Raw genomic sequence first — 14,144 nt, forward strand, 5'->3', positions numbered from 1 at the left:
CGTCCGATGAGCCGCTTGGGCCAACACGATGTTGGTCACGAAGGCGTTATCACAGGATGTGATGCTTTTAGCCTTCGTTCCTCTGCCTGCTCGCTCCAGGGTCTCGGGCCAACACGACGTTGGTCACGAAGGCGTTATCACAGGATGTGATGCTCTTAGCCTTCGTTCCCCTATCGCTGTTCCCCAAGGAGTCACCCAGCCTCCACTCCAATCAACTTATATACATGGCAAACGTTTTAATAAATGTATCCCAAACTTTTAGTGATGATGATGATCAATAAACATAGAAATAGGGGGACAAATAATGAATATTTATAAATTTATAGCATTATTAGTTTTGACAACATTTTTAATGGGATCTTCATTTGCCGTTGTCAAATTGGGGTTGCCGTATTCATCTCCACTGTTAATGGCTGCACTCCGATTTATACTAGCAGGGATGATGATGGCTGTCATCGTGATTGCTTTAAAAAGACCTCATCCGACCTCGAAAGAAGGCTGGATTAAAATATTAACGATAGGGGCGTTTCAAACTGCTGGTGTAATGGGCTGTATTTTTTTAAGCTTACGTACAATTACGGCAAGTGAATCTTCTATTTTAACATTTACGAATCCTTTGCTTGTAGTCGTATTTGCTACAATATTTACGAAGGTACGTTACAGATCGTATCAATGGTGTGGTGTTTTGTTGGGGGTAATTGGTGTTATGATTACAATGGGTGCACAAGTTAAAATTGAAATTGGCATTATTTTTGGCATTCTGTCGGCCGTTTTCTGGGCCATTGCGACACTGCTAGCAAAAAAATGGGGCGTGTTATTTGATACATGGGTACTATCAGCCTATCAAATGCTTTTTGGTGGTCTATTACTTTTACTGGCTAGTTTTGTGTCAGAACAACCATTTTTTATTGTTAATGTTCATTCTGTATTCATTTTATTATGGCTCAGTATTTTCTCGTCAATTGTTCAATTTGCAGGCTGGTATTATCTTTTACAAAATAGTGACCCTGGAAAAACGAGTGCCTTTTTGTTTTTAGCTCCTTTTTTCGGCGTGTTAACAGGATGGGTACTTTTAGATGAACCATTAAAACTATCATTAGTTTTCGGTGGGCTGTTTATTATTGTTGGTATCTACTTAGTGAACCGTAACTGTACAGCTAAATCTAATAAAAATATCCGTGGAGAGACTTTGAATGATAGTATTTGAGCAAAGTCTACCTACGAAAGAAGATAAATCATTTAAACTTCAAATTTAAAAACTTCTTTAAAGCCTGCTCGTCCTTTTTCAGTCACTTTAATGGCACGAATAGCTGGGACACGAGTCACCCATCCCAAGCTTAAAAAATGTGTCATCATTCCTTGACCGAGTGCGCCCGCTAGATGATAACGTCGCTCGCTCCAATCCAAACATGCATGGGAAAATGATCGACGCTTTCTTTTTAAATCATCTAAATCAAGACCGAAATCCGCAAAAAATTGTGCGCCTTCAGCTGTTATGAGAAACTGCTTTTCCTCTAATTTTAGATAACTAGCGTTAAGCAATGATTCTGTTAATTGAACGCCTAGTTTACCAGCTAAATGGTCATAGCAAGTTCTTGCATCCTGTAATAATTTCATTTGGCTAGATTGTTTTAAAGAACGTACTTCAGGTGGTGGAGAAATAGCTAGGAAGGATTCTAGTAATTGTGCAATTTCTTCACCTGCTAACTGAAAATATCGATGACGACCTTGTTTCTCTACACTAACAAGGTTACCTTCTACTAACTTAGCGAGATGAAAACTAGCAGTCTGAGGTTTAATAGCCGCCATGTAAGCTAATTCGCTAGCAGTATGAAAACGACCATCCATCATGCTAGCAAGCATTGTAGCTCTTGAAGTTTCTCCAAGGAGAGAAGCGATTTCAGCCATGTTTGGATTAATACCCATTTGTCACTATCCTTTCTGCATTCCATATTTCGATATTCATTTAAGTATCTATCGTTTACAATAATACATAAAAAGGTGGGAGTAAATAACTATGAAAACATATTATACTGTAATTTTCACTTCACAAAGAACAGAAGAGGATGGAGAAGGCTATGCTAAGATGGCAGAAGTAATGGATGAACTAGCACAAAAGCAGCCGGGTTTTATCCGTCTAGAAAGTGCTAGAAATTCCGAAGGTAAGGGAATTACTGTATCCTATTGGGAATCACTAGACGCGATTCAGGCATGGAAAGAAAATTCAAAACATCTAGTTGCACAGAAATTAGGAAAAGAAAAATGGTACAGCCAATATAATGTAGAAATTTGTAAAGTCATAAAAGATTATTCTTTTAATTAAATCGGGAAACGTCAAAACTAAATTTATAGGAAGAATTCATATAATTCCGATTTTAATTAACCTTGAAAACCAGTATATCTGAGGAGGGGGAGAATTGGACAACTTTTTTCAATGATATATTGATTCGTGGCGCTTTAATGGATGGCTTGTTCACGATATCTTTTTAGGTATTGTCATTGGCGTTGGACTATTATTATTATTGTATGCTCTGTTTAAACGCCGATTTAAGGCTTCTTTTGTCATAACTTTTATCCTTTATGCTTTTTTGGGTAATCTTTTGATGATTGCTTTTGGCTTAGCTGGTCGAAGCTTCCCAATCAATTCCGAGTCTCCTATTTATACAGATGATGCACAGAAAATTGCTGTCCAAATGGTTGAAGGATCTGAAAATAACGGTACAACTAATGGGATTACTCAAATTATTTCACATCATCAAATTGTAGCAATTAATTTGCAAACAGGTGAAAAACAGTGGACCAAATATTCTTCAAGTAAAGAGACACTGATTGGCAATTTTATGGGGCTTCTTGTTCATCATCGTGACGATGATTATGGGAAACTTTCATTATTAGATATAAAAACTGGAAAAGAAAAGCTCTCTGAAAAGGAATTTACAGAAAAACACAAACAGTTAATAGATGTTTTAGATAATGGTTCCCATAACATAGCTTTGTTGCAAAATAATCTTTATTTCGAGGGTGTCGATGGGAAATTTTATCGCTTTGATGGCAAAAAATTAAGCGAAGATAACAAAGCAGAAACATATCTTTCTACAAAATTTTTCATAGAATCCATATTCCAGGTTATTTTGCTTCGCATAATCAACAGTTGGAGGATTATCAAGAGGTTCTAGAATTTAGTAGCAATGTATTAGCCGAACCTGCTATTCAAGCTTACAAGAATCTAGAGCCGGCTGTATTAGTTGTGGATCTGCAACAACAAACAGCCATTGTATCCTATCGACAAACGAAGCGAGAAAGTGCAGATAGTATCGTTCCCTTTTTGGCATTTCATTATTTAGATGAGGAGGAAGAAATTAAATTATTTGATGTAATTAATTCAAAAGCTAAGGGTATTGGTACATCATTAAGTCGCTATTTAAATAGGGATAATGATGAAATTAGCTGGGTAGCTACAAATTTAATTCTTAAGCCCGGGAGTCCCTTCTTTAGTAAAGGGACATTAATAGGGAGAAGAACTAAAGAAAAAAACGTAACATTGCAAAATCTATACAATATCATAAAATTATTAACCAAGAAATCTGCTTTAGCAAACCTCTCTAAAGAACGAAAACTAAACATAGCTTTATATTACTTCAATTTGATAAAAGAATTATTTCCTGAGCATTGGGATGATAATCAGTTGTACAGAATGACACATATTACTTGTTTAAACACGTTAGCAATTGTTGGGAACGAAATAATTAATGAAAATTATTCAATGAAATCCCAACAACCTGATTCTGTTAAAATAACCAAACTTTTGAATAATTTAAAAGAAATTGATTGGTTATCTTCAGGAAATTTAAAGTACATTAAGGGAGCTGCAGGTTCTAAAATGTTAGCAGATGATATTTTAAATTGCCTTTATAATTAACTATTTAAACAAAAGTAACCTCCATTTTTTTCGGAGGTTACTTTTATTTAAGGTTGTTTTCCAAAAGATTATTGCCATTCAACTAACGGAGCAGTTTAGTTGAATAATAAGGAGTAGAAGGTTATTTTAAATAGATATACAAAAGTGGGATTTTAAATTTCATCACTATATTGAATGAATATCTGAAAGATAATGTTCAGCTTTACGTATAGGAAGGAGGAGCATAGTTTTGAAATTGATAGGATTAATCATTCTAGGTGGCTTATTTCTTCTTTTATTAAGTTTCATCTTCATAATTATTAGTGTAGTGTTGCGAAATAAAAAAGAAAAGTAATTCTGGTTATTTTAATAGATTTGAATTATTTAATGGCTTCGCAAATATTGTGTTTTAGATGTTATGTTGGTTTATGTAATCAGAATTTTACTGCACAATATAAGGAAATTAATAAGTAGGGTTATCAACTACTTACTGCGAATACCAAAGAATTGGTGAAGAATCATACTTTAACTAACGGGGCAGCATTCCTGTTTGAAGGATGTTCGAGGTCTTGAAAGAAAAGGAGCTCTCTAGTATGATGCTTGAGTGTCAGCGACCATTGACCCATCATCAAACAAGGAGGACTCCTTTATGCATTTTAAATGGAATAATAAAATTAATCAAGTTACTGAAATACACTCGTTGTCGGTATGGATATTGCCAAGCATATTCATTACGCATGTTTTGTCGATGAACGCGGACGAGTAATAGAAAAAGCTTTTGCGGTACATCAATCGAAAGAAGGCTTTGAAAACTTGTATGAAAAGATTCTTCAAACGATGAAGGAAGCTAAGAAAACTGAAGTAAAATAGGGATTGAGCCTACAGGCCACTATCTGATTCCGTTCTTTTTATTTACATTGTCTACTTGACGGGGAGTATTTCAAACTGAAATGTTTTGCAATTTGTGAGATCCTTAAACCTCGCTTTTTTAATTGGTGAATCTCAATATATAACACGAGCTTCTCCTCCATTGATACAGCCTCCTATAAACAGAATGTTTCTAGTTTATAAGATTTGACGAATTTTGGCGAAAAGTGTTCATTCGATTCAAGCAGTTTCTGTTGATTCTATTTTAGCTATTACATTCATCTTCTTTTTCATATACATTGAGTAAAAGTATACTTACGATATACTGATTATCTTGAATCCGTTGATTATAAATTCCACCATGCTCTTCTACAATTCTTTTCACATTTTTAATTCCTATTCCCTCGAATCGTCTATTCTTTCGAGTTTGAAGCTCCGCAGTATCAAATACATTTGAAATTTCTATAAGTAGATTATTATCAAATTGTTTGATAAGAAGTGAAATCTCTTTTTCTTTAGAATTAGATAAACGTAAGACTGCGTTTAAAGAATTATCTATTAAATTTCCTAGCACAACTGCAAAAATATCAGTATCTAATTTAATTTTTTCAGGAAAGAAAGATTTAACGTTTAAAGTTATTCCATTGCTTTCAGCAATAGATGTTTTTTCATTCAGAAGATAATTTAGCACATAGTTATTTGTAAAATAATAATCAATGTGTTCGATTTTCTGTATCGAATTTTGAAGATATTTTTCAGCTCCAGCAGTATCTCCCTGACTTAACATACCCAATAGAACTACGTATTGATTTTTTAAGTCATGCTTCATTGAATATAGTTTAGATTGTGAATCCTTTAGTTGTTTGAAAAATTTCAATTCTGATTCAAATACTTTTTTTTGCGTTTTAGTTTTTTCAAGCTTTTCATAATAATTTCCGAGGGTTATATAAAGATATAGTATGCATAAATTCATATAAATTATACAAGTAGCAATCAATATAAAAATAAAATTAGGTTGATTAATAATATGAATTTCAGATACTACAGCAGTACTTAACACAAATATCGATATCATTGGTATAGAAATTAGTGCCATTAGGAGAAAAACATTTATAGGTCTCTTTAATTTACGCTTTTGAAGAAAGATAATTTTAAGAACAGCTACAGCCATTAGTTTTAAAATTATAGCCATACCTCCTCCTCCAGCAATAAAGAGGAAATTTGAATCATAACTTTCTAATCGTAATACCATTTTCGTAATAAAAAACGAAACGGAATCACAGATTAAAAACATAAATAGTAAATAAATTACCCAAAAGAACTCTTTTCTCAAATCTATCTGAGTCCTCTTTGCGATAACTAAAAACAATAAAGCAGTGAAGACAATATTGATCAGTATATAAGGAAGATTGTTAAAGTTGAATAATGTAACGATAGTGTCATTCATTATATTATGTCTCTTAACTTCATCAAAATTTGTTTTCTAGCACTATCTATAAATTTACGACTTATTGGTATTTCAACAGTTTGCTTATCATTTAAATTGGCGGTAATTGTATTATTGCTAATTTGTTTTACATATCTAACATTAACAATAAACGAGTTGTGGACCTGCACAAAATTATCATTAACTTTGGATAAAAGGTCTTTTGTTTGAAGAATCGTTTCATATATATCAGAGGGTGTGTGAATAAGTACTTTCCTTTTATTTTTTTCAAAGTAAATAATTTCACCAAAAGAAAGACTGTAAAAAACTTTGTTAAATGTAAACATAAATTTTGAATCATCTAAATCTAAATATTTAATAGCGCGATTCAAAGTAGGATATAGTTTGTCTTTTGTTACTGGTTTTAAAATGTAATCAAAAGTGTTAACCTTAAAAGCCTTTTCCATATATTCTTTGAAATTTGTAATAAAGATAATTGGACAATTATAATTATTCTTTCTAATGGTCTCGGCAATCACTATTCCCGATAGATTTGGAAACTCAAAATCTAAAATAAACAAATCATATGTATTTTCTTTAAGTAATTCAATTAAACGAAATGGATTGTAGAATATATCAATATCAAATAACGAGGAGTCATATTCTAACATTAAATCTTCAATAGCTTTTGCAATAACTGGAACATCATCACAAATAGCAACTTTTATTACCATCGTTTCACTCCTAAATTCTTACTATATTTGTCCTAGACAGAAACCTGAGACATTCTGAAAATGCTTGTTATTTTTATAGTTTACCACCATTCAGGAAGAAGTTGTAAATTAGTTTAAATACTTAGCCACTTCTACCATTCTACAACCATCTTCCATAACCAGTTTAATTAGACATTTTATTATTAGAAAAGATTCTATTCTCTCTATCCAATCATTAGACTAGAATAGAAATTATGTCAAAAATTACATATAACTTGCAGTTTGTTACACAAAAGAAAAATAGTTTGAAAATAGATTATTATTAAAACAAATATTTTTAGTTATCTGAAACCATTAACGATGTTAAGTTCCTATTTGTTTAATTTAGAAACTGAAATTCTGTTAATTAATACTAATTTATTTCAAAGGAGATATTTATGTTGACGAATACTACAAACAATATTGTTATATCACAATTATGTAAGCGACATGGAGAAAAAGATATTTTAAAAGATGTGTCATTTGAAGCGAAACAAGGGAGAATCACAGCTTTCCTTGGACCAAATGGTGCAGGAAAAAGCTCAACACTTCGTATTTTGTTAGGACTTGATCGTTCAACAGGAACGGCAACTTTTGGTGGAAGTAACTATGTAACATTTAATACTCCATTGAAAGTGGTAGGAGCAGCATTTGACGGTATAGGTGGTACTCCTTCTAGAAGAGTAAAAACCCATCTGAAAATCATAGCACAAAGCAACAACATTTCTTTCCGTCGTGTGTCCGATGTATTGAAAATAGTCGGTTTATCAGAAAAAAGCAAAGCTAGGCTGGGAACTCTATCATTGGGTGAAGGACAACGTCTTGGACTAGCAGTAGCTCTTTTGGGAGACCCTCAATATATTGTTCTTGATGAACCAACAAATGGGCTTGATCCAACAGGAATTCGCTGGTTTAGAAAATTTATTCGTCAGCAATCAGACATGGGAAAGACTATTTTGTTGTCATCACATCTTCTTTCTGAAGTGGAAGCTGTGGCAGACGATGTAGTTATTATTAATCATGGAAAAGTAATAGCAACTGGTGAACTTCAGCATGTTATGAAAAATCTAGAATCATTGGAAGATGTATTCTTTTCTCTTACAGAAGAAGGTGAAGCAAAAGATGAAGACTTTTTCTAGAACCATACGATTTGAACTGATAAAGATTTGTTCAAGTAGAGTGTGGTGGTTAATTTGTGCTTTAGTTGTGGTTATTCAACCATTACTTGCACTAATCTCGGCAAAAAGCTTCGCTGAGATGGGTTTAGACGCGACACCAGAAACTCACCCGGAATTAGCGGAAGCCTTACCTCCTTTGGATTATTTGGGATTTGATGCAGTGCTTTTTGGGTTATTACCGATGGTTGTCTTTGGAGGAATTTTAGGGGCAAGTGAATATAAACATCATATATTACGTACAACTTTACTATGTCAAAGTAGTCGTATTAAGGTTTTCTGTGCGAAAGTACTTGCACTTTTAATATGTAGTACATTAATATCGCATTTGACAATTTTTGCCACGATTTCTATTACGCATTTTGGTTTGGGGGAACTAGGATTACATCCATTTTATTTAAGTACAATTGCTTGGCGGTTTATTGGCTTTTCAGTGCTGGATTGGATTTTACTAACCATACTTTCTTTTGGGATCGGAATGCTCTTTAGAAATGCTATAGTACCTTTAGTATTTTTAGTTCCTCAGGTTTACAATCTTGGGAATTATTTAGCACAAAAATGGGGGTGGGGGGAGTATCTTCCTGTGGCAGCAGGTAATCTTCTCATTGCAATACCAACAGACCCTTTTGAACATGATCCATTAAAAGGCAGTATCGTACTGCTGATATGGGTGATATTAACTTTAATCACATCTTATTATGCTTTTATTCGTAATGATGTAGGAGGGAAATATTGATGTACGCTGCGTTGCGTAGTGAGAAAACTAAATTTTTTTCTTTTGGTTGGTGTACTTTAGGTGTAATCGGAGCTATTATCGTTCCCTTACTCTTCTTATTAACATCCGATACACCAAAGATAGGGAGAGAGAAGGAGATACTTTCTCTTTGCTTGCAAGCCCTCTATTTAGGTCAACTAGGAATTATTGTTGCCAGTGCAAGTTATTTGGGACAAGAATATTCGCACTCTGCTCTAAGAACAACACTTCTCACACAACCATCAAGATTAAAATTATTATGTGCGAAATTTGTGAATATTACCGTAATTGTAGTATTTACAGGAATAGTTTCAAGTGTACTTAGTTTACTTGTTCTTTTTTTTCAACATGATATGGAATGGACAGGTACTTTAATGATAGGGTTACTTGGAAGTATTTTTCTTGGCATACTTAGTTGGATTCAATTAGCTTGGATTACCTCTGCCTTATCTATTATGACAAAATCGCTTATAGCACCTATCGCTATCATGTTCCCGCTTATTTTGGGACTTAGCCAAATGTTGTTTACAATTTCTCAGTTGGCAAAATTTTTACCTACTCTTGCTACATTGAATCTTTTTTCAATACCTGCTTTAAGTACCTTATTGGATAAATGGTCGGGGCTAGCGGTTCAATTTTCTTGGGTAGTATTATTATTTACTATTTCTGCTTGGTTGTTTTTATATCGTAATGTTCGTTAATTTGGCATAGACTTGATTCTATTAATAAAGTGCAATTATACTGAAGATTTTGTTGCAAATTCTTCAGTATAATTACGTAATTTGTTTTATGTAAAGATTCCTGAAAGACTTTTTTATGGATTAACAAGAGGGCTTTCAAAAGGTTATAGAACAGTTGAAAAAGCGTTGGATTTTAGGAGGTATAAATGGAATTGAAATTAAGTGTTGAAAACAAAGTGAAAAATAATGATGTAAAAACAATGATAAGGTTTCTACTCATTTTTTACTTTGTATGGTCAATTAAAGAATTATGGTTAATCGAATACCTTTATTCGTTCGGTGAAATAATCTCGCCATTATTAGAGGCGTTGGTTAAAGGTTTCGTTTGGATTGTTCCAACTTCGTTATACATAAAATATTATTTACATACTAATCCATTTGACTACTTAAAAATGAACGTTAATGTTAAGAAAGGTTTATTTTGGGGAGTAATTCTTTCACTGTTAGTTGGCTTATATTTTACTTCGGAAACGTATATAATTAATCACCAATCATTTCAATTTTCACTATCCTTTGACGATTACCTTAATGGTTTTCTTATGGCAGGGCTTGCCGAAGAAATTGTATTTAGGGGATTGATTTTACAAGAGATTAATAAAAAAATGACTTTTTGGAAAGCAAATATTATAACAGCTTTATTATTTTTAGTAGTTCACTATCCAATTTGGATTTACGATGAAAAAATCTTTCATATTGGGACGCATTTATATGTTCTTTTTCTCGGCTTACTCTTTGGGTTTGTGTACAAAAAGACCGGTTCAATATGGTCGGTTATTATATTGCACGCACTTCATAACTTTTTCGTTACCATTATTTGACGGGGTGCTTTACTTGAAGATCATTGAGTTGCATAGGCAGCTCTTTTTTATTGAACTCCCATGAAAGAACTTAATCCTCTTTCATTTTCTGTGGTGAAGAGCTGATTTTTGCACTTCATGGATGGCTAACGGAGCAGTTTAGTTCAATAAAATAAGTGGAATGTTATATTTTGTTAAATGATATAATGTATGTATTACCTTCTGGGGGGGGGTTGTAGATGAACAAAAATTTAATGTCTTTTTCTATTATTTTCTTAGTATTCTGTATTCTTTTAGGTTCATGGTTTATATCGCAGTCTTTAACATCCGAACAAGTCAATAAAACAAAGGAAAAACAAACAAAGGAAGAACAATTCAGGTATGAGTTAATCTCGCCAAACGATAGTAATATCATTATATTTGATAAGTAAAGTGGGGAGTATTGGCGGAAGTATATTGAACCTAATGAGGGACCAACTGATTGGGAAAATCAAACTTCACCAATTTCTAAATCATTAAATTAAATGCGACTTTTATTGAACTCCCATGAAAGAATTTAATCATCTTTCATTTTCTGTGGTGAAGAGCTTATTTTTGCGCTACATGAATGGCTAACGGGGTGCTTTCCTTGAAGATCAAAGAGCTGTTTTAGACAGCTCTTTTTTCTTATTATTGTACTAACGGTGCAGTTATCTTTTCTTAGAAGCGGTAGGTGGAAGTATGGAACAGCAAGGAACTGATAAAACTAATTTTCTGAAAACGTGCGAGGATTGCGGGAAAAAATCCGATATAAGTGAAGTGTCGCATTACGGCCGTCTGGGTAACTATTATTTTTGCGAGGAATGCGATACTATAATGGGCGGAGACTAAACATTAATTATAAAACGGATGAAAGTGGTGGAAGTACTTGAAGAAATTTATACCTAATGCACTTACATTCGGTAATTTATTCAGTGGATTTTTGGCAATAGGATTAGTTGTAAACGGAGATACGAAGAATGCTGTAACTTTCATATTCATTGCCTTGCTATTTGATGCATTGGACGGCAGAGCAGCCAGGGTATTAGGTGTCACAAACAACATCGGTAAAGAATTAGATTCGTTAGCAGACATTGTATCATTCGGTGTCGCTCCAGCTATTCTAGTGGCATTTACTTTTTATGAGGGCTTAGGTATCTATGGCTTGATGTTAAGTGGTATCTTCCCGCTGTTTGGGTGTTATAGATTGGCGAGATTTAATATCACACCAACCTCAGAAACCCTAAAACACTTTACAGGCGTTCCGATAACACTTGCTGGCGGTATTGTCGCACTAATGGTGTTCTTTGAGGATTCATTGAATATTGTTGTGTTTAATATCATCTACTGGGGATTAGCATATCTAATGGTAAGCAAAATTAAGATACCGAGTTTTAAAAAAGTTGCAATGCCAAGGAAGCGAACAATGTTTATGGTGCCGTTTATGGGATACATACTATACTTAGGTGTGATGAGTTATATCCATAACAAGCCGAATATGCTTTATGTGATCATTGCACTTTGTTTGATAGCAATAGTTGATGCTTACTTCTTTAAACCAAAGAGAAATAAAAACGTTAAGAATATCAAGGTGTTCAGAAAGAACTTCAAAATTAAAAGGATAGTTAGAAAAAAATAATTAAATTAGTTAGAAAAAATTATTCTTAAGCGCAGAACAATAGTTTTGCGTTTTTTTCATACAAGAGAATGCTAATTAGAAGAAAGTAGAAGGAGCACAAGATGGGACATTTCACTATTGATGAAGTAAAGACATTAAAGAAAGAAGATCAAAAACTATTCATTATCACAACAGGGTCGGATAACATTGAAACTGTTAGCCAGTTAATCGAAGACTACAAACGAGTAGAAGTAGTCGGAGAAGTCAAAGCAATAAAAATTGTTAATTGCAATAGACACTTAATTAAAATCCCTGAAGATATGAATGCTCCAATGGCGGTCGCATCGTCAGAAGTTAATGCATAATTACATAACCTATTGAAAACGAAAACTGAAGCCGTTATCGTAACAACAGACAAATTCGATAGAGCATTGTGTGCTGGAAACCTCATTGTTACCCTGGAGAACGGTGTAATTATAGATGTAGAAGATAAATATAATTCTGAAAACTAGGAAGGTAGCAATAAAATAAAGCGTATTTTCGAGACATCATTTTGTGTGGTGTCTTTTTTGTTGCGGATCCTGAGCGGGAGAACAGACTTTTTCGGTTCCAGCCGTTTTCGGTGCCGCGTATTCGTTTTGCGTTGTAGTCGGTTTTGTTGCGGGTGCGGAGAGTAGCGGTCTTTCGCGGCGAGGTTATGGTTGCATTTTTTGAAGTTCTGTTTACATAGATATTAAATGTATAGGAGTATCTTTTGAATGCAAATCTCGTAATACGAGGGAGAGGTGATGAAATGTTATTAAAAAACAAATATTTCAGGCAGCTTTTATTTTCGTTCATAGCAATTATAGCGATTGCTATATACAATGTTTCACTTCTTGATAGAGCCTTGAGGGTTCTTTTATTAGCTTTTCTATTTACCGTAATTTCTGAACTTGCTTTTCAAAATAAAAAATTTCGAGACTTTTCATTATTGCAGAAAATTTTCTTATTTGTAGTGGTTGTGGGCATATTTATATTAGTTTTCATATCAGTGACACCAAGTTCACTTTGAAGGAGAGAGTAGCGGTCTTCGTTGGTGAGTGTTCTGTTTTCTTGATGGTTGTTCTTTGGTGAAAGTGGGACTCCCCATCGAACCTATACTTCAGAATTCATTTGGCAGAGCGGGGATTACAAAGGGGGCAAAAATAGTGCGAAATAAGAGATATATGCCATCAATTGGTTTAGCTTTTTCTGAGGCGCTCGATATGAAAAAATTAAGCGAAAAAGCAGCAAAGGGCTGGCATTTAAAAAGATTTCGATTTGCTGGCTATGGGCTAGAAAAGGGTGAACCAGAAGAAGTCATTTTTAGTATAGATTATCGTAAATTACGGAAGGATGACGAAGAGGAGTATTTTGAGTTATGTGCTTACGGTGGCTGGACACATGTATGCTCAGGCGCCGATATGCATATTTTTAAAGCAGCTCCAGAAACGACACCTATTTATAGTGATGCAGAATCTTCTATTGATAAATTAGCTCGTCTTGCAAAGCCTATAAATCTAGCAGCATCAATTGCTCTTGCTATAACTATGGTCTTGTGGGTATTTATGACATTTACTTCTGGGACAATTCAACACATTGCAGAGCAAGGATTTACATATTCCTTAATTTTTACTGTCCCAGCGATGATGACCTCTAGTGGAGTTTACTATCATATGTGGAAAAACCTACGATTAAAATCAAAGCATATATAAAGAAAAAACAGCTGAAGCATTTCAGCTGTTTTTTTATGACCGCCGGATAGAAGTCTCGGAGCGACGGAAAGAAAACTTAAGGTGACGGATAGAATTAGAGACGACGGAAAGCAAGTCCTCATCGACGGATAAAAGTCTCAGAGCGACGGAAAGAACAACGATACCGACGGAAAGAAATCCCAAGGTGACGGATAGAATTAGCATCGACGGAAAGCAGGTCCTCATCGACGGATAAAAGTCTCAGAGCGACGGAAAGAACAACGATATCGACGGAAAGAAATCCCAAGGTGACGGATAGAATTAGCATCGACGGAAAGCAGGTCCTCATCGACGGATAAAAGTCTCAGAGCGACGGAAAGAACA

Annotated in this window: 15 protein-coding genes and 1 pseudogene; 13 read left to right on the top strand and 3 right to left on the bottom strand. The window is 34.1% G+C overall.

The features are described from left to right. Window positions 1-304: 304 nt before the first annotated feature. Window positions 305-1,207, top strand: coding sequence for a DMT family transporter (locus tag ACQKN2_RS08630; protein WP_427414599.1), 903 nt, complete (start codon window positions 305-307; stop codon window positions 1,205-1,207). Between the two features lie 32 nt (window positions 1,208-1,239). On the opposite strand, the gene ACQKN2_RS08635 is transcribed toward ACQKN2_RS08630, so the two are convergent. Further along, a complete protein-coding gene (locus ACQKN2_RS08635; protein ID WP_427414600.1) occupies window positions 1,240-1,926 on the bottom strand; it encodes an ArsR/SmtB family transcription factor in 687 nt (228 codons plus the stop codon). A gap of 91 nt (window positions 1,927-2,017) precedes the next feature. On the opposite strand from ACQKN2_RS08635, the gene ACQKN2_RS08640 reads away from it, so the two are divergent. From ACQKN2_RS08640 to ACQKN2_RS08655, 4 genes and pseudogenes are all read left to right on the top strand, one after another. Next, window positions 2,018-2,323, top strand: a complete 306-nt coding sequence (locus ACQKN2_RS08640; protein ID WP_427414601.1) for an antibiotic biosynthesis monooxygenase family protein — start codon at window positions 2,018-2,020, stop codon at window positions 2,321-2,323. Between the two features lie 199 nt (window positions 2,324-2,522). Beyond that, entirely contained in the window at window positions 2,523-3,176 is a 654-nt protein-coding gene (locus tag ACQKN2_RS08645; protein WP_427414602.1) for a PA2928 family protein, read from the top strand. After that, the gene (locus tag ACQKN2_RS08650; protein ID WP_427414603.1) at window positions 3,152-3,919 is read left to right on the top strand and encodes a DGQHR domain-containing protein; all 768 of its coding nucleotides are present in this window, start codon (window positions 3,152-3,154) and stop codon (window positions 3,917-3,919) included. Before ACQKN2_RS08645 ends, ACQKN2_RS08650 begins: the two co-directional genes overlap by 25 nt. Window positions 3,920-4,547: 628 nt before the next feature. After that, a pseudogene (locus tag ACQKN2_RS08655) lies at window positions 4,548-4,812 on the top strand (IS110 family transposase); the annotation flags it as partial. Between the two features lie 218 nt (window positions 4,813-5,030). On the opposite strand, the gene ACQKN2_RS08660 reads toward ACQKN2_RS08655, so the two are convergent. Both ACQKN2_RS08660 and ACQKN2_RS08665 read right to left on the bottom strand, forming a co-directional pair. Next, window positions 5,031-6,212 (bottom strand): sensor histidine kinase, encoded by a 1,182-nt coding sequence (locus ACQKN2_RS08660; RefSeq protein WP_427414604.1) that lies wholly within the window; start codon window positions 6,210-6,212, stop codon window positions 5,031-5,033. Further along, the gene (locus ACQKN2_RS08665; protein ID WP_427414605.1) at window positions 6,212-6,925 is read right to left on the bottom strand and encodes a LytR/AlgR family response regulator transcription factor; all 714 of its coding nucleotides are present in this window, start codon (window positions 6,923-6,925) and stop codon (window positions 6,212-6,214) included. The genes ACQKN2_RS08660 and ACQKN2_RS08665 overlap by 1 nt, the downstream gene beginning before the upstream one ends. 416 nt (window positions 6,926-7,341) lie before the next feature. On the opposite strand from ACQKN2_RS08665, the gene ACQKN2_RS08670 reads away from it, so the two are divergent. The 8 genes from ACQKN2_RS08670 (at window position 7,342) to ACQKN2_RS08705 (ending at window position 13,781) form a co-directional block, all read left to right on the top strand. Then, window positions 7,342-8,082, top strand: a complete 741-nt coding sequence (locus ACQKN2_RS08670) for an ABC transporter ATP-binding protein (protein WP_427414606.1) — start codon at window positions 7,342-7,344, stop codon at window positions 8,080-8,082. Continuing rightward, the gene (locus ACQKN2_RS08675) at window positions 8,066-8,854 is read left to right on the top strand and encodes an ABC transporter permease (protein ID WP_427414607.1); all 789 of its coding nucleotides are present in this window, start codon (window positions 8,066-8,068) and stop codon (window positions 8,852-8,854) included. Before ACQKN2_RS08670 ends, ACQKN2_RS08675 begins: the two co-directional genes overlap by 17 nt. Then, on the top strand, window positions 8,854-9,573 hold the full coding sequence (locus ACQKN2_RS08680) for an ABC transporter permease (protein WP_427414608.1): 720 nt from the start codon (window positions 8,854-8,856) through the stop codon (window positions 9,571-9,573). Before ACQKN2_RS08675 ends, ACQKN2_RS08680 begins: the two co-directional genes overlap by 1 nt. 185 nt (window positions 9,574-9,758) lie before the next feature. Continuing rightward, window positions 9,759-10,430: a CPBP family intramembrane glutamic endopeptidase gene (locus ACQKN2_RS08685; protein WP_427414609.1), complete on the top strand. Its 672-nt coding sequence runs from the start codon at window positions 9,759-9,761 to the stop codon at window positions 10,428-10,430. A 218-nt stretch (window positions 10,431-10,648) separates the two neighbouring features. Then, window positions 10,649-10,840 carry a hypothetical protein gene (locus tag ACQKN2_RS08690; protein WP_427414610.1) on the top strand — a complete coding sequence of 64 codons (192 nt, stop codon included), beginning with the start codon at window positions 10,649-10,651 and terminating at the stop codon, window positions 10,838-10,840. 476 nt (window positions 10,841-11,316) lie between these two features. After that, on the top strand, window positions 11,317-12,066 hold the full coding sequence (gene pssA, locus ACQKN2_RS08695) for a CDP-diacylglycerol--serine O-phosphatidyltransferase (protein ID WP_427414611.1): 750 nt from the start codon (window positions 11,317-11,319) through the stop codon (window positions 12,064-12,066). A 101-nt stretch (window positions 12,067-12,167) separates the two neighbouring features. After that, entirely contained in the window at window positions 12,168-12,410 is a 243-nt protein-coding gene (locus ACQKN2_RS08700; protein WP_427414612.1) for a hypothetical protein, read from the top strand. A gap of 825 nt (window positions 12,411-13,235) precedes the next feature. Further along, window positions 13,236-13,781, top strand: a complete 546-nt coding sequence (locus ACQKN2_RS08705; protein WP_427414613.1) for a DUF2812 domain-containing protein — start codon at window positions 13,236-13,238, stop codon at window positions 13,779-13,781. Window positions 13,782-14,144: the final 363 nt, after the last annotated feature.

The sequence above is a fragment of the Lysinibacillus sp. NPDC093688 genome (genome assembly GCF_050280145.1).
GTDB lineage: Bacteria > Bacillota > Bacilli > Bacillales_A > Planococcaceae > Lysinibacillus > Lysinibacillus xylanilyticus_B.

Coding starts and splice junctions, on each gene's coding strand:
- ACQKN2_RS08640 (WP_427414601.1), top strand. CDS start 2,018: ATGAAAACATATTATACTGTAATTTTCACTTCACAAAGAACAGAAGAG.
- ACQKN2_RS08685 (WP_427414609.1), top strand. CDS start 9,759: ATGGAATTGAAATTAAGTGTTGAAAACAAAGTGAAAAATAATGATGTA.
- ACQKN2_RS08635 (WP_427414600.1), bottom strand. CDS start 1,926: ATGGGTATTAATCCAAACATGGCTGAAATCGCTTCTCTCCTTGGAGAA.
- ACQKN2_RS08690 (WP_427414610.1), top strand. CDS start 10,649: ATGAACAAAAATTTAATGTCTTTTTCTATTATTTTCTTAGTATTCTGT.
- ACQKN2_RS08630 (WP_427414599.1), top strand. CDS start 305: ATGAATATTTATAAATTTATAGCATTATTAGTTTTGACAACATTTTTA.
- ACQKN2_RS08680 (WP_427414608.1), top strand. CDS start 8,854: ATGTACGCTGCGTTGCGTAGTGAGAAAACTAAATTTTTTTCTTTTGGT.
- ACQKN2_RS08660 (WP_427414604.1), bottom strand. CDS start 6,212: ATGAATGACACTATCGTTACATTATTCAACTTTAACAATCTTCCTTAT.
- ACQKN2_RS08670 (WP_427414606.1), top strand. CDS start 7,342: ATGTTGACGAATACTACAAACAATATTGTTATATCACAATTATGTAAG.
- ACQKN2_RS08665 (WP_427414605.1), bottom strand. CDS start 6,925: ATGGTAATAAAAGTTGCTATTTGTGATGATGTTCCAGTTATTGCAAAA.
- ACQKN2_RS08675 (WP_427414607.1), top strand. CDS start 8,066: ATGAAGACTTTTTCTAGAACCATACGATTTGAACTGATAAAGATTTGT.
- ACQKN2_RS08700 (WP_427414612.1), top strand. CDS start 12,168: ATGGGACATTTCACTATTGATGAAGTAAAGACATTAAAGAAAGAAGAT.